Below are 19,333 nucleotides of genomic sequence, written 5' to 3' on the forward strand. Positions count from 1 at the left end.
ATTTTGTCACCCAATTTAGGGTTTTATGCACGAGTATGCTATACCGCGTGAAATAATTTTCAAAAAAGGAACTTGCTGGGGATTTACCAGTTCGTTCAAATCTTCCCCCTTAACTGCTAAGCCCCAACACTGGTACAATTCTGGGGCATTGCAAATCCATTACTTGCCTCTTTCAAAATCCACCACCCTATATTTGATCCTTTTTTCAACTATTTCGTGTTCACCTGCTGAGTTGTCTAATACATTACCCCCAACACCGTATTTTACTGCAGAAATTTTTACTATAATTCCCTGTTTTTCAAGTTCCTCTAGGTCATTTTTCTCAAAATTTTCAATTACAACATATCTACCCGTTTTTGATGAGATAATATCTATGCTTTGAGTAGGATACATAAAAAAGAATTCAAATACATATTCAAGTTCGTTGGTATAGCCATCTCTTAGCGCATCCTTCAAAGTATCTAAAAGTTCCGACTGACTTTTCATAGATTGAGTTTTTGTTAATAACCACTCGACCAAGTCTTCCTCATTACCCCCAAAACGCAACACTAATGCATGGTCTTCACAACCGTACATTGGGCTAGCGGCGCAATTTAAATTTTTCGATTTGCCTACGGTGCCGAAGCACATGCACAATAGCATGCTCGAGCAGTTGCTCAAAATCATACTGTTGTCCCCAGGAAACTTTGATGAGGTTATTGAGAATTTCTTCAAGCGTAATTTGCATTTTATTCTCGAGTGTCTCAGCTGTATACTGCAGCATTTGGTCTAGTTCCAGACAAGCATCCTGAGGCGTTTGCATTGGTTTTGCTTGTATTTTTTCAGTGAATGCGTCGCCAAATTGTTTGCGAATTAAAATAGCATATCCATAACCCGCATTTACAACATGGTTTAAAATGCGTTCAACCGAAACACAATCTGGGTCACTGGTTTCATGGTCAACTATGGCCAAAAAATGGTGCGAATCAATGTCGGAAAGGACATTTTTGAGTTCGTCTGCTGCGCGTTCGTACTCATCCAACAATGCCCCTACAGGGCCTTCTCGATAGGTTTTCACCATGAGTTTGAATTTCTTTTGTGCTAAAAAAATTGTTGCTTTATGGTTTTTGAAAAATTCGGGATGAAGAATGTTTGGGGGCTTGGGGCTATACTCGGATGAGCGTGATCAATCTACCCAAAATCATTACTTCAAGGTGCTGGCAATAAATTCCACCACATCCTTTTTGAACTTTGCTGCCGAAGCCTCGTGGGTGTACATCATGTGTCCCGCTTCGTAGTATTTTTGGGTTACATTGGCTTTGAGGGTTTTATTCAAGCCCATGTGGTCAAAGGTGTATTCGGTGGCGCCAAAAGGCGTAGCCATATCGTAAATGCCATTCATTACCAGAATCTTCATGCGCGGATTGTTGGTCATGGCGTTGAGGAGGTCTGGAGCAGTCGTAGGGGGGCAAGCATCGCCAAAGAGGCCCTCACTCCGCTTGTGTTTCCAATCCCAATTGAACCCTTGCAAACCGTAAGCACTGGTATTGTAGGTCTTGTCTTTGCTTACCTTCAATTCGGTGGTGTAGTAATGCATGAATGCTGAAATGTAAGCCGGAGCAATGTCCGTAGCTTGCGGGTCTTTAGAGGTATATTCGCTCAATACATTGGTGGTGATGCCTTTGTAACGAGAATCGAGTCGACCAACTTCCATGCTTGAGCTGCGCAACAATTCCTGGGCAAACTGGGGTTGATTTACCCGCAAGTTTGCTTTGTCCCAGTACTCTTTGCTGATTCCTGAGTAAGCTACCAGTTTGGTCAGGATGTTTTCCCTTTCTGCAGCACCCAACTGATCGCCTTGCATCAAGGCGGTCGCATATTCACCCCAGCAGAATTTTCTTACTTCGACCAAAAAAGCATCCAAACTGGCGGGTTTGCTGGCGAGTTTGTTGTGGTACCAGGCGGTTGCTGCGTAGGTAGGAAAGTTGACTACATAAGAAATGTCATCGCCGGGATTGTAGGCCAAAGTCCTGATTTCCAATACATTGGACACCAGCACGACGCCATTGACGGAAATGCCAAAACTGGACTGCAGGTAATCGGCAACCCCAGCTGAACGAAACGTACCATAGCTTTCACCCAGGAGGTATTTTGGTGAGTTCCATCTTTCGTTTTCATGCACATAGTTTTTGATGAATTGGCTCACCGATCGAATGTCGGGATCAACGCCCCAAAAGTCGGTGTTTTTGGCCTTGCCCACTGCCCGGCTCAATCCGGTTCCTACGGGATCCATCATCACCACATCCGATACATCGAGGATGGAGTAATTGTTGTCCTCAATCCTGTAAGGGGCGGGGCCATTGGGTTGCGGGTCGTTGACCACCACTCTGCGCGGGCCCATTATACCCATGTGCAACCACATAGAGGAAGAGCCAGGGCCACCATTGTAAGAGAAGGTGATCGGACGCTTACTCAAGTCGGTCTCCCCATCTTTGGTGTAGGCGGTGTAACCAAAAGCAGCAATGGGTTCGTCTTTTTCATTTCTCAGAATCAGTGTGCCCACGGTGGCCGTATAATTGATGACTTTGCCTTCAATTTTTGCACTGTGTTTGGTGACAAATTTTTCGGGCTTGGTGCCTTTCAAGGTATCTACCTGCGAGAAGGCTGGCATAACGTACAGTAAAGCCAGGGCCAAAATACCGATGAGTGCATTTTTTTTATTCATTTGATCTAAAATTGAATGGTTAGGGAGATGAGCTAAGGTAAGTGAAGATATAGGTAATTTTTAATAATTTTAAATGCCTTCTTCCAATACCCGGCGGACCGCCCAGTTCCAAATCCAAAATGGCTGTAATGCGTTCCGCACCCGCTGCAATTATTCTCGCTTCAGCCTTGCTCATCCTCCAATCCGCTCAATTTGCCCTGGTCAAAACTTGCCAAAAGTGCCTCGCCCCAGCCCACTATCCCCACTACTTTCGTAGCTAATTCTTCCAAACACAAACTTTGAGGATGTCGGATTACCCAAACAAGTCTCACGATGAATTTTTCAAAGCCTCCTTTGGGCAGCTGGAGATTGCGCGAGATTATCTGGAGCAGTTGTTGCCAAAGGAGGTATACCAAAGCCTGGATTTGAGCCGACTGGAGCGGGTGAATGGCAGTTGGGTTACCCCCGAGTTTATTGCCTTATTTACCACGTTTCGACTACATCCTCACCAATGTACGGGCGCTTTCCGATGAGCAAATTTTGGAACTAAAAAAGGGCTTGCTCATCAATGCCTTGCTCATGCTCAAACACATTTGGGAGCCGAAATTCGTTCTTGAGCATCCCGAATTGATCTTTATTCACCTAGAGCCCAAAAACCAACAGGTTAGCGACTTTATCGTTTCCCTGCTTGCATATCTTTTCAAAAACGCCGAAATTGAGCGGGAAACCATCAATCGGTTCATCAAGCACTTTCCGGATAATTTAAATCACAAAGCAATGAGTACTTACGACATGATTCAAGCAGAAGGCATCGAAAAAGGTGTCGAGCTCAAAGAGCGCGAATTCATCAAAAACCTATGGTCCTTCCAGGAGTTTTCCTTGGAGAAAATTGCCTTACTATCTGGCACTAGCTTGGAGCGCGTAATCGAAATCCTTTCAGCGCATCTGCAGGCAGAAGGGCTAAATGAGGCTGTTGCTACTCAAACACTGGAAGCTTATCAGGCTAAGTTTGTTTAGGTTGATTTTTCTCTATACACAACGTTGCTGCATAATCTCCCGACGCTACACCCGCCGCTCAGCCTGACAACTAATCGAAAAAACTTAGTCGAGCAGTGAAAATACCAATACCCCCTCCTGATCATTCCAGCGGTTTTTCAACTTCTTCCCTAATCTCTTCCTGTAATCTAATATCTTCCATAAATTACCTCGGCAGTTCGCCAATTTTGACAATTTTGTTACAACAATCAACCTCTGGATATGGTATTTAGGTCCATTTTTTCGCTCAGCATGTTGGGACTTTTTTTGCTGTCAAACCTACAAGCACAGTCCCGTTTATCAAGCACCATCAACAGCAACTGGCTTTTCTGTAAAGGTGACACCACCCAAAAAGCAGCTGGAAGCAACTGGAAACCAGTGTCTATTCCGCATACCTGGAACACCCAGGACGTACTCGACGACGAGCCAGGCTACTACCGGGGCGATGGCTGGTATAAAAAGACGCTGTTTATCCCCGCCGATTGGAAAGACAAAGACATCTATCTCCATTTTGAAGGCGCAGGGCAGACCGCCGAGGCCTTTATCAATGGCAAATCGGTCGGAAAACATGCCGGGGGCTACACCTTTTTTTCATTCCCCATCCGCTCATTCCTCAATTTTGCCGCCGAGGGCAACCGTGCCAATGAACTGGTGGTTCGGGTGAACAACAGCCACGACGACAACTTACCGCCTACCATGGGCGATTTCAATATCTTCGGAGGACTGTATCGAGATGTGTACCTCAACGTTTTGAACCACGTTCACTTCGATGCCGACAATCACGCTACCAATGGCGTGTTTGTTACTACGCCACAGGTCAGTGCCACCCAAGCCACCGTGCAAATCAAAGGCGCGTTTGTAAACCAGACCAACACGGAGCGCAAACTAAGCATCAGCCACCGCATTCTGAAACCCGATGGAAGCCTACTGGCGGAGGAAAAAGGTTCCTTTAGCGCAGCTGCGGGGCAGAAATTTGATTTTATACAGACCATAAAAAACATTCGCGGGCAGCGACTTTGGTCCCCTGAAGACCCCTACCTCTATCGGATTGTGTCTTCCCTTGCCGATGCTACGACGGGGCAACTGCTCGATGAAGTGAGCAACCCCCTTGGGTTTCGCTGGTTCCGCTTCGACCCCAACACGGGCTTTTTCCTCAATGGCAAGTCGCTCAAGCTGATGGGCACCAGTCGCCATCAGGACTATCCAGGTATGGGCAACGCCCTGTCCGATGCCATGCACGTGCGCGATGTGGAACTGCTCAAAGACATGGGCGGCAACTTTCTGCGCGTGGCACACTACCCACAAGACCCTGCCATTCTGCAAGCCTGCGACCGATTGGGTATTTTGGCTTCGGTAGAAACACCCGTCATGGGCTTTACCGACTCCGAAGCGTTTGCCGCCAGTGCCAAACAGCAACACCGCGAAGTCATCCTTCAGCATTACAATCACCCCAGTGTGATTATCTGGTCGTACATGAACGAAATGCTGCTGCGGGTTCCGTTTGGCAATGACTCCACCCGGCAGAAAATGTACCTGTCGCATCTGGCAGGCTTGGCTCAAGAACTGGAAAACATGGCGCGACAGGAAGATTCAGCACGCTACACGCTCATTCCGAACCACAATGCCTGGGAGGTGTACAACAAAGTTGGGCTAACCAAAATCCCGAAACTCGTTGGCTGGAATCTTTACTTCGGCTGGTACTACGGTACATTCGATGAGTTCGGCAAGTTTCTGGATAAACACCACCGCGAACTACCCGACAAGCCCGTGTTGGTTACCGAATACGGTGCCGATGCCGACAACCGGATACGCAGTGCTACGCCCCTTCGGTTTGATAAATCGGTAGAATACACCATGGCTTACCATCAGGCCTCACTCAAAGCCATCCTCGAGCGCCCATTTGTCGCCGCCGGGATGGTCTGGAACTTGAACGAATTCAACACGGCAGTTCGAGCCGAAACCCTCCCCAACATCAACCCAAAGGGCATTATGACCTACGACCGTCGGGAAAAAGACCCGTATCGGTTTTACAAGGCCAATTTGGTCAAAACGCCTTATATCCAGGTGGGCGCAAAAGAGTGGAATCGCCGCAGTGGCATTGCCGACTCAGAAACGAGTTTGGTTTGTACGCAGCCTGTTGAGGTGTTTGCCAACCAGCCAACAGTTACGCTGACGCTGAATGGTAAGCCAATCGGCAGTGCCCCAACCAAACAGGGCATCGCTCAGTTCAAGGTTCCATTCAGGCCTGGGCTCAATCGGCTGGTGGCAACCGCTGCGGTGGCGGGTACCACCATTAGCGACCAGGCTGATATTGTGTTCGACCTGCTCCCACGGCAACTGAAAAATGCCAAACTGCCCTTCACGGAACTGAATGTCAGCCTGGGTGATTCACGGCTGTTCTTCGATGACAAAACAGGGCAAAACTGGCTCCCCGAGCAAGCCTACCAGGCGGGTAGCTGGGGGTACGTAGGCGGCAAGCAGTTTGTGATGGCGAACAATTCGCGGGTTGGTTTTGGTGGCAGCCGGAATATTCTCGGCACCGAATTGGATCCGATTTACCAAACCCAACGAACCGGCATTGAAGGGTTTAGATTCGATGTGCCGCCCGGCGATTACGAATTGACGCTCCACTTTGCCGAATTGTTATCGAAAAACACCGGCAACGACATTGCGTTTAATGTCGGCTCACGGGGTGGCCCACGCGACGAGTTCAAAGCCCGCAGCTTCGATGTGTTGATCAATGGCCAGGTGGTGGTTTCGGGTCTGAGCAACAGCGAAACCCTCCAGACGGATCAAGCCGTGGCCATCAAGTGCTTGGTCAGCGTAGCTGGACAGGAAGGCGTGCAGGTTACGTTCAAATCTCGTCTTGGCGAAGCAGTGCTGAATGGCATTCAGTTGAGGAAGTTGCGGTGAGGGGGGGTTAGGTTTTCCCGCGACAGCTGGCATCTTGTAAACGATGGAGTGGAGTTTTTTTTGTACCCTGGGAGTTTTAGGCACTCCTTAATGCTGGATTTGGGCCACACGGCAAAGGCAAGCTGGGGAATTGCTGGGTAGATGGGCCAAGGGGGGGAATTGTGCGGCTGTTCTTGGCCATGTTGATTGTTTGGGAATGTTATGCGCGGGCAAATTTACTAAAGCATATAGGTTAATATAATCACTTTTTTTCTTGCTATCAGGTGTCCTAATGTGAGATCATGCATTATAAACAAAAGTTATAGGTGACAAAAGTTGCAATTGTTGTGTTTTATCATTAATTTTGTTTTTGATCTTAATTTTGTGCTAAATGCCTAAATCGATGGAAAGTACTTAGCTTAAAATAAGATGCAAAATAGCGATGAATTTTAATCAAATAACTCAATTTTATGAATAATGAATTGATAATTCCCAATAGGTTTGAGAGCGTCCTTTCATCGCAATTATTTGAAAACTATACCCCTTTGTTATTGCCAGTAGAAACTGACTTAACAGCGATTAAGAAAATCGCGGACAAAACTACTTTTCAGAATGGAGGAATTCTTACGTTCATTTTAGGTAATTCAGGAGTTGGAAAAACTACGTCCATTTATGCGGCATCAATTTTTATGAAAGAGTTGTTTAATTCAGTATTTAACATCCCCTCTGATATACCTTTAAGAGATGTCATTTATTGGCTAAATAACAACATACCAAAGCAAAACAAAAAGAAGCTCTTAGTGTTATTTGATGGCCGTGAAATAAATGATGATGAGGTTGGTCTAAGCCAATTCCTTACAGGCCTAAATCAGCTTCTAAGAAAAAGAAAAGACGTTTTATTTTGTTGGCCTACTACTGACCAAGATTGGCAAACAACCATTAAAGAAACAGCGCACAAAATAGGTGGTTCTAATTTTGTCCCTAGGGGTAGTGATCTTATAATAAGTGGACTTCCAAAAACCGAATGGAACTCGGCCTTAGAACGAATTTTAATTAGATTAGACCTCACTCTTGATGATATTTCTTTGCCTCAAGATGCTGTAGATCAATATATTGAAGAAGGAGAAGTAATTGGGGATTTCCTAGGGAATATCCGAGACGTTATGGTAGAAAGAGTGTTTGATGTAAAAACTGATTACAGATTACCAGAAATTGTTTTTGTTGTGTCAAGTGGAGTCGAGGTCGTAGGAGAAGCCAATAGGTTAAGAAGAGCAGGATCATTAGTTGTTAAGGCTGAAGAACTTATAAATTACTCGCCAAGGTCTAGATCAGGTAAATTTTGGTCAACCCGGCTGAGCAGCCCAGAACAACATTTAGCCTATATTATATCACTTTTCAATGTAAGATTAACAACAGTTGGGCCAAGTGTTGTGGCATACTCATGTCTTCACTTTGGCAATTCTAATTTAAAAAAAATATCTGCTGATGAAGGCTTACAAGAAAATTTATCAAATGCTAAAGTTACATTGAAAGCATCTGACTTTTACAAATACTTAGAAGGAACGACTACAAATGAAATGACATCAACTCGAAAAGGAAAAGTAGGTGATGCTACAACTAATTCTTATGATAGAATTCAACTATTATCTGCGACAAATCACAAGGAAATTAATAAAGCAATATGCGACTTAGTAAGTGACTCACTTAGCTCTTATGAAAAAGATAAGGAAAAGCTAGAAGTAGATCAAGGCGATCAAAATTTATATACAGATGCAATAATAGTTGTCAATGGCGAGGAAAAATACTTAGAGTTTCATCATTTAAGCTCTAAAAACTGTAAAGCATCTAAGATATCATCATATATAATGGAAAAACTTCAATATTACGCTATTCACTACAACCTAGTACCCAGGTAAATACCTTATTAATAGGGGTTATCATATCTGTCGAGCCTGATTTTGTATGCTCAGTCAGTCGATCATATGGCGAAAACATATAAATCAATATATTCATTCTTTGTAATTCATAAAAATTGCATTTGTAATAGGTTTTCCTATTCTATCTACTATCAAATTCATATCTTTTGTCAAATTATAAAGTAAATATGCTTGAAAAACAACCGTCAACTTATTGGTGTACTTATACAGCTGATCCGAAGGAATCACTTTTTGTTTCCGTTTTGGGTCCACTTCATAATGCACTAAATAGTTTCTTGTCGTTACAATTTTTTCGAAAGCCTTCACTGGATTTCGAAATACCTTTTTCGTTATAGGTTTCAAATTCTCATGGATATCCTCAAATCGATTAAGTAGAGTGGTCTCGTTCCTTTTTGAAAGTCTCGTTTTTAGCCATTCAGCCTCATTCTTTTTGAGCTTCCCTAATATGCTACTGATCGTCTTGAGATACTTTAGGCCTTTACCATGAAATGTAGGGTTTAGAACTCTATGAAACACCTCAATTGAAAAAACTATATCGAGAAAGGCATTTTCTACGTACTGTGCTTTACTATAAATCTTACCAAAGTACAAATTTAAAGCAGGTCGATAATTCGAATAATTTTCAATCCAAAGGCCTAAAAAATTAGGGCATTTATTCTGAATTTCTGATAGAGATAGAAGCATATCCCTATTATGGATGCTTCTTCGGCTGGTGAATCTTCTTTCTTGTTTTCTCACTAAACTAAATCTAGGTTCGCTCTCGATTTTTTTTCTCTTTTGTTGCTCTAGGGAATGAATTTTCATGTAAATTATGTCTATGGGTACAGGTTCACCAATGACCAAAGTAAAAAAATTGTTAATCACATCAATTATTTCTTGAACATAGGAAAAATTCTGCCTTCTTATGAATTTGATCGACAAAAAGGCTGACTCTGAAATTGTTACATTTTTATATAAAGGATAAAATGGTGCAGAAGCAAAAAAGGTAACTTTGATTTCTAATTCTTTATTTTTATAAAGGGGAATGTCATCTGGTAGTTTATACTCTAAATTAACAGAGAACACCTCGTTATCTTCTTCGAATCTGTTTCGTTTATAGCCAGACACATTGATCCATTCTTCCAAAAATTTAGAATGTAAATAAACTTGCCCGATCTTAAAATCTTTGAAGTTCTCAACCTGGTGGTCTATAATTACAAAAGAGGATTTTATAACCATTTCTGATAGGCCACTAGATGTGTGACCAGTGACTGTGCTGTTGATTAGAGAGAATTGATGAGTTTTATTGGTTTTACTACTTTTACCAACCCCGATAATTACTGGAAAAGGCTCTTGATCATTAATACTCCATAGATTATCTCGCAATTGTTTAGGCTCACCCATTATTTTCAAGGTAATTGTAGAGTCGCTATCTATTGTAAGTTCTCCAGGGTAGGAATCACAATCTTCCAAATTTTGGCGATCTCCCATACACCACCATCCTAAATATGTTTCTGAATCATTCATTATAAAATCAATTTTAATGTAGGCCTTATTCTGTGCATTGATCTTCGACCAGATCAAAAATAACCAAAAACAATTATCATGCATCCATTTCCCAACTACTTTAAACTCAACGCCATGAAATTCTTTCTTTCCCTGATCCTGATTGCCTTTTGTTCAATCTCTTTCGCTCAAGGCACCACCCAAGAAGAATACAATTATGTAACCAAAGGGTACAAAATCCAGCAAGAAAGTGGCCTGGACATGAAAAAAGGGTACTCTATCAAACTTTATCCTGAAACCCAAACAAATGGCTCAGTTAACTGGAATGAGAAAGCAGAAGTCGTAGCTGGAGGGCTTTTCGTGATGGTCAAACAAAGCCCTGCGCATTGATCTTGTATTACCAGAACAAAAACACTAATTTCAAGGAATATCTTTATGTCCCTACTGTCGATGCTGACAAAACCTTGTGGGATGCGCATATTTTACGATTTATGGAGTACAGCAACGATGCTAAGAAAATTCTGTATTCCAGTCTGGCCAAAATAAGTTCATTATCTAATACGAAATAGCTCTCATACATCCTACCTGGCTGAGGCTGAGGATCGGCCAATAAAATGTTTTCGCTACCTTTGTCCTGTCATGATGAGAATTTCTTGTAATTACCTTCCAAAAGGTTAGATTTGTCTTTCGAATGTAGCCGAAGGCTAATCAAAACTAAATAATGTTAGTTCTATTAGTAATTGGCTAAGAGAAATTATGTTGAACTCAACTAAAAAATAAAATTGATGGAAAATTATTCAATTGACATAGGAGCCGAAAATATATACAACAGCAAGACAAAAGGCTATTTCAAGGAAATTTTAGAATCGTATCACAATGGTAATTACAGGGCAACAATTGTAATGTTGTACACAATTGTCATTTGCGACTTGGTATATAAATTACAAGAATTAAAAGAAATATATAACGACGACAAAGCAATTAAAATATTGAATGAAGTAGAAGAAACTCAAAATAAAAATCCAAAATCTCCAGATTGGGAAGTTGAACTAATCAAAAAAATTTCTGAGAGAACGACATTTTTTGAGATATCTACTCATGAAAACGTACTACTATTACAAAAACATAGACATTTATCTGCTCACCCTGTTATGGATAAAAACTATGAGTTGTATACTCCAAATAAAGAAACTACAAGGGCTCATCTTAGAAACATGTTAGAAGATATATTAACAAAACCTCCATTGGTTTCTAATGACGTTTTCAATGAGTTAATAAATGACATTTCGGAAAAGAGAGAGTATTTTCCGCCTCAATATAACAATATCGAATTTGAAAGGTATATCCTTGGCAAATATCTTAACAATGCCCCAAAAAGCACAATTTACCATGTCTTCAAAAGTATATGGAAGCTTACATTTAGGTTGATCGATGAAAAATGCAGCCAAAACAGAGATATTAATTATAATGCTTTATTTGTAATGTTTAAAAAATACAAGGAAGAGCTATTAGGACTGATTTTAAAAGATAAACCTTATTTTTCTAAAATTGAAAAAGGGCCGCCTTGCCAATTTTTAATCAGCTTTATTAGCATTTATCCCGAAATTTTCCCATTACTAGAAGAACATGCCAAAATAATCATAAGGCAAGAAGCTTCTATAAGAGCAGATTACAAAGTTAGAGCTTGGTATTTGGAGGAAAATCTCAAGCAACACATCAAAGTTTTGAGGCAAGATTACGATAAAAATCCATCCTCGATTCATACATACATGAAAAATTTATCTTATCTAGTAAGAGATACTGAGGAATTTGACGGTCATGAGGATTTAATTGATTTTTTAGTACATGTCTATGGTCATTCCAGAATTTATAGAGAAGCAGAAATAATGTTTGCAATATTGATCAAACCGTATCTAAACCATTTTACACTCAACAATTTCACTAACTTGTTGAATAAAACAGAAAATAATATTAGGTTACATAAAAGAAGCACAGCATTCACAGATAATAGCCTCGTCATGAGATACATAGAAGAGAAATATAAAGGTAAAATAAATTTGGACGAATATCCGAATTTTGTTTCTTCAACAACACAAGCTCAGGGAAATGAAGACTTACCTTTTTAAGTGAAACGGCCAAAATTTTACCCGCTCGACCGAGTCTTCCACATTAATCGCCAGGCTGAAACGCTGGTGCAGTGTCTCATGACCTGCACCTATTATCCCCGCGTCTTCAAGACGCAAGAGCATGCAAAATACTAAAAAAGACCAACAATCCCCCTTCACGATTGATCATCAAACCCCGGCAGATACACAAAACTGCTCCTCGGCAAATACGGCTCCAGTAAGTCTAGTTCCAGCAAACATCCCTCATTTTCAAACACATAATTCCGTGCACTGCTGTACAGATACTCTTCCGCTTTATCCACCCATCCTGCCCGAACCGGGTTTTGATGAATGTAGTCTACTTTTTGCCAAATCACCTTGGGCGAAACCAGGGCAATGGGATGGTAGTCTTGCAGCCAAAATTGGTGGGTTCGGCCATTGGCATGGAATCGAGCATAATATCGAAATACATGCAACATCCATTCCTTACGGCTTTCGTTTCCTTTTGCAATGGCTTCCAAAATCTGGCGGGAGGTATATTTTTTAAAATCTCGAAGTACTTCCGACAGGGTTAACTCACCATCTGCTCTGACAATCATGTGGATGTGATTGCTCATGATCACGTAGGCACAAATGATCAGTCCTTTTTCTTTTCGGCAATAGGCCAGGCTTTCAAGCAGGATGTCTCGATAGGCTTTTCTAGTGAATACATCTACCCAACCCACAACCGTACAGGTAACGTAATTCAAACCATGCTGATCCAGGATGCGGTAACGAGGCATAAAGTTTTTGCATTAAAATAATGGTTTTTTCTACATACCCGTATTGAGCTTGTGCTTTTCTCGGGCGAGTGTGCATGCTTATGCGTCTTGAAGACGCGGGGATAATAGGTGCAGGTCATGAGACACTGCACCAGCGTTGTGCCTGGGGAATATTGGGGAAGACTTGGACCAGCGGGATTTAGAATAGCCCCGGACGACCGCAGGGCCGATCAGTTCTATTTTTCAAAAGGTCTATTTGCCCTGGGTTTCTTTATTTTGGGGTGAATTAATATTGTTGTATTACCCGAAACACTGTAGAGACGTTGCATGCAACGTCTCTACCATGTCAGATTTTACTTCCAAATCTAGAACTGATCGACCCTGCGGTCGTCCGGGGCTATGATAAGTTCAACCGCATCCGCGGTTTGTCATCCCAAAAACTCGGGATGATTCATGTTGGCGATTGATGAGGAAGTGTTGGTCGAGCGGGGGGCACTATTGGGATGTGCGCTACCGACTTAGGATTTCGCGCATCAAGTAAGCTTCATTTAATACAATTTACCTCAAGCCTTCCCATTAATGTCAAGGTGCGACCCTAGTGCATATTTTTGTGTCTGAAGGCATGAAAATAATTGAGGCAGGTCGTGCCCATTGCGCCTTGGTATCTGCCCCAGCAGGATCAATCATTTAGATTCTATCGTTCAATTAAACCAAACCTTAGTTGATATCGTATATTAAGTTGAAGGATCTAATTTTTATTTCGACTCGTCAGGATTTGTGCTTGTATACCAAAAAAACATGCGCAAAACTTGGCGTTGCACAGTATTGAAAAACACCCAAAATGAAACGCCTTAGTCTGCTTGTATGCCTGATAACGAGTTTATCCGCTTATCACATGTCCGCCCAAAACAACGCCTGGAAATTCCGCAATGACCGCAATGGGATTCAGGTTTTTACACGCAAAGACAGCACTTCCGGTATTTTGGAAATAAAATTTCGGACTGAAGTCAAAGCCAGTTTAAATGCAGTGGTCGCAATGGCCTGCGACATTCCCAATCTAAAAAACTGGGCTTACCGCCTTAAAGAATCTTCTCAGGTAAAAGAGGTAAGTGAAACCGAAGGGTATTTGTACATGTACAGCGATTTCCCCTTTCCTTTTTCTGATCGGGATATGATTGTCCATTACACTATGCAACAAAATCCCTATACAAAACAAGTTACGTTCGTAAGCAAATCCGTTTACAATGCAATCCCCGAAAAAGACGGGGTGGTGCGGATTAAAATTATTGAATCCAAATGGACCTATACCCCTTTACCAAATGGTATAGTACGCCTGGAATATCAGCTCAAATCAGATCCCGGAGGGAACATCCCAAATTGGCTGATCAACCTGGCTGCCGACGATGGCCCCATCAAAAGCATTGCAAATTTGAAAGAGTTCTTGCCCAAATACGAAAATGCAAAGGTGGCTTTTTTGAAATAGTAAAACATGCACGATCTTAAGCAAAACGACATTTCGCTCAGCTTTTGCAGAGTATCATAAATGCGCAACTTCGCGCCAGCGGATTGATGGTTAAAAGTTTAAGCGGTTCGTGCCAAAGTTACCAGTGCTCTGCTGGTTGGCGATCACCGTGATGGACTCAATATCCGTGGTATTGGTCAATGTGCCTTCAAATTCAGAGGCATTGCCCTCGCGCACAAGCGATAAAGGCAGCTGAACGCTTGGCTGATTTTTATACGCCACCTGGGCCAGCACCTTGAAATCAGCAGGCAACCAATAGGGCGGAGTAGAGCCGTTGGAAACCCTGCAGCCGCACATCATGGTGACCACTGCGGAAAGCTTATTGTCCTTCAGCGTGGGCGTATGCACGAGCAGGCCGGGTATCAACACGGTGGTTTTGTACTGGAGTTGAAAGGCGTTGAGTTGCATCGGCTGGCGGATCGTCAGGGTTTTGAAGGTATCTTTTGGCCCCGGAATAGGGTATTCTACCACCAGTTCTGCGATTTCATTGGCGTTGTTCAGGTCGGCACTGCCTTTGGCGACCACGGTGATGCCGGGCTGTGGGGTCAGGTAGTTGATCGTGACGGGTACCACGGCCTTGGTCGGGTTATTGGTCAGAATGGGTACTACGCTGGAGCTGCCGTCAAAATATGTGGGGCCAACTTCGCCATCATCCGGCGGATTGGTCTTGCCCGAATAATAGGCCAGCGGGTGCACTATGCCATTGATGAAAATAGAGACCTTGATTTGGTGCGGTAGAAAGGCATTCTGGCCAATAAATTTTCCGCCAAGGGCCTGGAGGTAAACCTCAAAATTTGCTGTTGTGGACATGGAAATAGGATTGGTTATGGGTTTTGAATAAGCAGCAAATATAAGTGTTTGTTATTATTTGGCGTAAAACCACGCTCGTCCAAGTCTAAGCCATTGAAATCCATTTATTCTGTTTTCCTTTATTAAAGTTTTAGTGCTCCCCTGTCTGCATTCGCGACTTTACCGCGCAATGATAGATGCGATTTTACCTCAATTTTTACAACAAAAAAGCCTCACCCTTAAATGAAGCTTTAAGAATGAGGCTTTTGGAAAGAAGTGGTGATCCCGTCAGGATTCGAACCTGAGACCTACTGATTAGCTTACCCCTACGGTTTTCACCGCGAACCATTGCTGGTTTTTGTGGTCTGGACTATCTCACCGCCATTTCAGGCGTGCCGCGTATAGTCTCTACGGAACCCTCACCTTTTACTGCCCGTCGGCATTTCAAAGGGTCATTGGTTTCCTCGGGATTGCCATATTCATGCCTGGTAGCGATGAACTTAGGTTTCCCCGATATAGCGGCCTTCACTTTACAGGTTACTTTTCCCTGCAAAGGCTCCTATTGTGCAGCTTATGCAGTGCACGCTGAAGTCAGTTGCTCTATCCAGCTGAGCTACGGGACCAAATCAAACTTAAATCAAACGCCCTTTCGCGTTTGCCCGGCAAATGTACTCTATTTTTATTTTTTGCGCAATCTGGCGATCAAAAAGTCCAAAAAATCTCACTTGACTTTGTGGGCAAAGCGATGTATTTTGGAAAAGTTGAGTGGTTGCATGTGCGCTGCGCGCTTTTGAGGCTACGCCTCTTTTTGCTAAAGCGACATTAATGGGAGAACGGATGACACGGATTAAAGCGGATTAAAACGGATTTTCATCCCGCCTTCGGCGTGAGGGGATAAAAATCACGAAGGTATTTCCACCTGCTTCAGTGTTCAATTGCTATTATTTCACACTGGAAACTACAAGGATGAATACTTTAATGTTGAATGTAGGCTTTTCTTAGGTGCCCTTAGGTGTCTAAGGTGGTTCAATTTAAAACAACTAAAAAAATTTTGAACCACCTTAGACACCTAAGGGCACCTAAGAAAAGCAGCGTTCACAATCCATGGGACTAGCCATCCACCAATCTCAACTTTTAAACGCCCGACTGTGTTCCAAATTAGTCCTTTGCCCACACTGCATCGCTACCCATATTCACTCATGTTAACCCAAACGTTGCCATGATCTATCGTTACCTGTACCCACTTTTTTCCCGCAAGCGTTTTTACGCTTCGGTGGTTTTGTTCGGATTTTTGGCCTACACCTACGATACCATAGAGGTGAGGCTGACCGACGAAACAATGCTGCGCAAACTTGCCGAAAACGCCTTTGCCTATGTGCCCAAGGTGACCCATTTCCGGCAGTGGGGGCGCGAGATGCGCTACGTACAGGTAGGTGACGCCAGCAAACCCCTGATCCTGTTCATCCACGGCGCGCCCGCCTCTTCCTCCTTCTGGATGGACATGCTGAGCGACAGCACCCTGCTCTCCCAGGCCAAACTCATGGCGGTGGACCGCCCTGGTTATGGCTATTCCGGCTACGGCGATCCCGAAACTTCGGTCAAAAAACAGGCGGCGCTTATTGCCGGCATTTTGCAGGAAAAACGGGCCCTCCACCAGCAGATCATCGTACATGGCTCCTCGTATGGAGGCACGGTTGCAGCGCGATTGGCGATGGATTATCCCGAATTGGTAGATGGACTGCTGTTGCAATCTGCTTCCCTCAAACCCGGTGCCGAAACCACCTATTGGATCTCCTACCCTACCCACCATTGGTCTTTGCGCAATTTTATTCCGGGTTCGATCCGCACCGCCAATGCCGAAAAACTCTCTCATAAGGCCGAATTGGAAAAAATGGTTCCACTGTGGCCCCGGATTCGCAGCAAGGTCATTTTGTTGCAGGGCATCGATGACACCTTGATTTTCCCGGAAAATGCACCTTTTGCCGCCAAAAACCTGGTCAATGCCGCTTCGGTGAGTTTGACCCTGGTGCCGGGCTCCAAGCATGATTTGTTGTGGACACAAACGGATTTGTTGAAAAGCTCTCTGCTAAAATTGATCCAAATTACTAAAAAATAAAGCAGAAGCAGCTTCGCTGCTTTTTTTTATAACCGCGACGACACGACGGCGCGACGATTCATTTGGCTGCGCCAAATGAGCGACGAAGTGTGCGAAGCACACGTAACGTCGCGCCGTCGTGTCGTCGCGGTTATAAAAAATTTGGCGCAGCCAAATCCAATTCGCTCCTTGTATTCAAACTTAAATCCCTTTTTTTCTCAAAACGCCTAAACCCAACATTATCAATACCCAATTCAGCATTTTAGGAATTTTCCCAAAGAAAAAATCAATTCCACGAAATTTTTCTTGCATTTCGTTTAGGGATACAGGCACTTTATTTTACTTAATAGAAGAGAGCGCTACAAATCAAGCCATCGGATTACAACTATGGGCGTAAAAGAGCTAACCGACAAACAACTGGTCGTCTTGCTGCAAGAAGGCAATATCATGGCGTATGAAGAAATTTATCAACGCTATTGGTACAAGTCATTTACCTGGGCTTCGCATCAGGTAGGCGCAGCCGATGCCGAAGAATTGGTGCAGGAACTCTTTTTGAGTTTGTGGAACCGCCGGACGGAGGTGGTCATCAAACGACTCGATTTGTACCTCGCCGTTGCCATCAAAAACCAGGTCTACACCTTCTTCAAATCCCAGCTCAGTTACCGCAAATACCAGGAATACCTGCTGTTTAAGGAACTGGAAGAATCCCCCGATGGCAACCAAATCCTGAACTTCAAGGAACTGACCTCCGCCATAGAAAAGGCCCTAAGTCGACTCCCCGAAAAAAGTGCCGAAGTGTTTCGGCTTAGCCGCTATGAGAATCAACCCGTCAAGGAAATCGCCAAACACCTCAACCTGAGTGAAAAAGCGGTGGAATACCACTTGACCAAGTCACTAAAATTTTTGAAAGACACTTTAAAGTCATATCAGTCCGAGAATTGATAAACCTTAAACTATGTTGAAATGACTCAAAAGGAGTTCAATGAACTGTCCAAACGATACCTTGAAGGAAAAACCACTGCCGAAGAGGACCGAAAAATTCAAGCCTGGTATGACACACAGCCTGAGTTTCATCAGCACAATACCCCTGATGAAGCAGCTCAAACTATAGGTAAAAGAATCTGGTCAAACCTCCGTCAGGCGGTTTACCACAACTCCACCGACCGCATCACCCGCATGACCTGGATCATGGGCATTGCCGTGGGGATGATTTTGGCTTTTGTGTGGTTGAGCCAATTTGAATTGCCACCACCACCAACGGAGGCAGCCGATCAAACCCGCCCTGCCGTGGCTCAACGTGGAATTGAACTCAAAAACACGACTTTTTCCGATCAAAAAATCACCCTGGCCGATGGTTCGCTGGTGGTACTAAAACCTGGAAGTAGCCTGGTTTACAACAAGAACTTCAATAAAACCAAAAGAGAATTGCACCTACATGGTGAAGCATTTTTTGATGTTACCAAAAACCCCCACAAACCCTTTATCGTCCACGCAGGCAAACTAACCGCCGAAGTATTGGGCACCTCTTTCAACATCAAAAATGCCGAAGACTCAAAAAATGTTTTAGTCGACGTATTATCGGGGAAAGTATCGGTATACGCCGAAAAAAAAGCACCCAACGAGTCGAATTCAACATCCGATCGGCCGAGCGTGATCCTGACCCCCAACCAACGGGTGAAATACCTCAGCGATGAAAATCGACTTGTCAAATCCATCGTTGAAGCACCCAAGTTCGTCATCAGCAAGGCGGAGGTTGAAAAACTCAGTTTTGTGGATGCGCCCATAGCCCAGGTTTTTGACGCCATTGAAACCGCCTATGGTCTGGAGATCATCTACGATGAAGTAGTGATGAGCGACTGCACCATGACCACTTCTTTCGACGATGAAAACCTGCACGACAAATTATCTATCATTTGCAAGCTACTAGGCGCTTCCTTTAAAATGGTTGACGCTCAAATAGTTATATCCAGCAATGGCTGCCAATAAATGTCGCCATTGTGCCACGAGCAAAACATTACTTGCTGCTTAT

Annotated in this window: 16 protein-coding genes; 10 read left to right on the top strand and 6 right to left on the bottom strand. The window is 43.4% G+C overall.

From position 1 onward, the window contains the following. Positions 1–159 precede the first annotated feature (159 nt). The 3 genes from ACO08K_RS28075 to ACO08K_RS28085 form a co-directional block, all read right to left on the bottom strand. Positions 160–486: a hypothetical protein gene (locus tag ACO08K_RS28075; protein WP_421799817.1), complete on the bottom strand. Its 327-nt coding sequence runs from the start codon at positions 484–486 to the stop codon at positions 160–162. Between the two features lie 94 nt (positions 487–580). Next, positions 581–1,060: a DinB family protein gene (locus tag ACO08K_RS28080; RefSeq protein WP_421799818.1), complete on the bottom strand. Its 480-nt coding sequence runs from the start codon at positions 1,058–1,060 to the stop codon at positions 581–583. Between the two features lie 123 nt (positions 1,061–1,183). Beyond that, positions 1,184–2,704: a S10 family peptidase gene (locus tag ACO08K_RS28085; protein ID WP_421799819.1), complete on the bottom strand. Its 1,521-nt coding sequence runs from the start codon at positions 2,702–2,704 to the stop codon at positions 1,184–1,186. A 284-nt stretch (positions 2,705–2,988) separates the two neighbouring features. Between ACO08K_RS28085 and ACO08K_RS28090 the strand changes: the two genes are divergently transcribed. The 4 genes from ACO08K_RS28090 (at position 2,989) to ACO08K_RS28105 (ending at position 8,526) form a co-directional block, all read left to right on the top strand. Further along, positions 2,989–3,216 carry an Rpn family recombination-promoting nuclease/putative transposase gene (locus ACO08K_RS28090; RefSeq protein ID WP_421799820.1) on the top strand — a complete coding sequence of 76 codons (228 nt, stop codon included), beginning with the start codon at positions 2,989–2,991 and terminating at the stop codon, positions 3,214–3,216. Positions 3,217–3,262: 46 nt separating this feature from the next. Beyond that, positions 3,263–3,700, top strand: a complete 438-nt coding sequence (locus tag ACO08K_RS28095; RefSeq protein ID WP_421799821.1) for a hypothetical protein — start codon at positions 3,263–3,265, stop codon at positions 3,698–3,700. Positions 3,701–3,940: 240 nt separating this feature from the next. Further along, positions 3,941–6,631 (top strand): glycoside hydrolase family 2 TIM barrel-domain containing protein, encoded by a 2,691-nt coding sequence (locus ACO08K_RS28100; RefSeq protein WP_421799822.1) that lies wholly within the window; start codon positions 3,941–3,943, stop codon positions 6,629–6,631. A 449-nt stretch (positions 6,632–7,080) separates the two neighbouring features. Continuing rightward, positions 7,081–8,526: a hypothetical protein gene (locus tag ACO08K_RS28105; RefSeq protein ID WP_421799823.1), complete on the top strand. Its 1,446-nt coding sequence runs from the start codon at positions 7,081–7,083 to the stop codon at positions 8,524–8,526. A 93-nt stretch (positions 8,527–8,619) separates the two neighbouring features. On the opposite strand, the gene ACO08K_RS28110 is transcribed toward ACO08K_RS28105, so the two are convergent. Then, positions 8,620–10,053: a HEPN domain-containing protein gene (locus ACO08K_RS28110; RefSeq protein ID WP_421799824.1), complete on the bottom strand. Its 1,434-nt coding sequence runs from the start codon at positions 10,051–10,053 to the stop codon at positions 8,620–8,622. Between the two features lie 78 nt (positions 10,054–10,131). On the opposite strand from ACO08K_RS28110, the gene ACO08K_RS28115 reads away from it, so the two are divergent. Both ACO08K_RS28115 and ACO08K_RS28120 read left to right on the top strand, forming a co-directional pair. Continuing rightward, positions 10,132–10,422, top strand: coding sequence for a hypothetical protein (locus ACO08K_RS28115; RefSeq protein ID WP_421799825.1), 291 nt, complete (start codon positions 10,132–10,134; stop codon positions 10,420–10,422). Positions 10,423–10,817: 395 nt separating this feature from the next. Then, entirely contained in the window at positions 10,818–12,158 is a 1,341-nt protein-coding gene (locus tag ACO08K_RS28120) for a hypothetical protein (RefSeq protein WP_421799826.1), read from the top strand. A gap of 155 nt (positions 12,159–12,313) precedes the next feature. On the opposite strand, the gene ACO08K_RS28125 is transcribed toward ACO08K_RS28120, so the two are convergent. Next, entirely contained in the window at positions 12,314–12,919 is a 606-nt protein-coding gene (locus ACO08K_RS28125; protein WP_421799827.1) for an REP-associated tyrosine transposase, read from the bottom strand. An 820-nt stretch (positions 12,920–13,739) separates the two neighbouring features. Between ACO08K_RS28125 and ACO08K_RS28130 the strand changes: the two genes are divergently transcribed. Continuing rightward, positions 13,740–14,381, top strand: a complete 642-nt coding sequence (locus ACO08K_RS28130) for an START domain-containing protein (RefSeq protein ID WP_421799828.1) — start codon at positions 13,740–13,742, stop codon at positions 14,379–14,381. A 90-nt stretch (positions 14,382–14,471) separates the two neighbouring features. Here ACO08K_RS28130 and ACO08K_RS28135 read toward each other — a convergent pair whose 3' ends face one another. Next, entirely contained in the window at positions 14,472–15,230 is a 759-nt protein-coding gene (locus tag ACO08K_RS28135; RefSeq protein ID WP_421799829.1) for a hypothetical protein, read from the bottom strand. Positions 15,231–16,428: 1,198 nt separating this feature from the next. Between ACO08K_RS28135 and ACO08K_RS28140 the strand changes: the two genes are divergently transcribed. From ACO08K_RS28140 to ACO08K_RS28150, 3 genes are all read left to right on the top strand, one after another. Then, a complete protein-coding gene (locus ACO08K_RS28140) occupies positions 16,429–17,325 on the top strand; it encodes an alpha/beta fold hydrolase (protein WP_421799830.1) in 897 nt (298 codons plus the stop codon). Positions 17,326–17,691: 366 nt separating this feature from the next. Continuing rightward, positions 17,692–18,246 (top strand): RNA polymerase sigma factor, encoded by a 555-nt coding sequence (locus tag ACO08K_RS28145; RefSeq protein ID WP_421799831.1) that lies wholly within the window; start codon positions 17,692–17,694, stop codon positions 18,244–18,246. 21 nt (positions 18,247–18,267) lie between these two features. Further along, positions 18,268–19,290 carry a FecR family protein gene (locus ACO08K_RS28150; protein ID WP_421799832.1) on the top strand — a complete coding sequence of 341 codons (1,023 nt, stop codon included), beginning with the start codon at positions 18,268–18,270 and terminating at the stop codon, positions 19,288–19,290. Positions 19,291–19,333 lie beyond the last annotated feature (43 nt).

The organism is Haliscomenobacter sp., from assembly GCF_965225875.1.
Classification (GTDB): Bacteria; Bacteroidota; Bacteroidia; order Chitinophagales; family Saprospiraceae; genus Haliscomenobacter.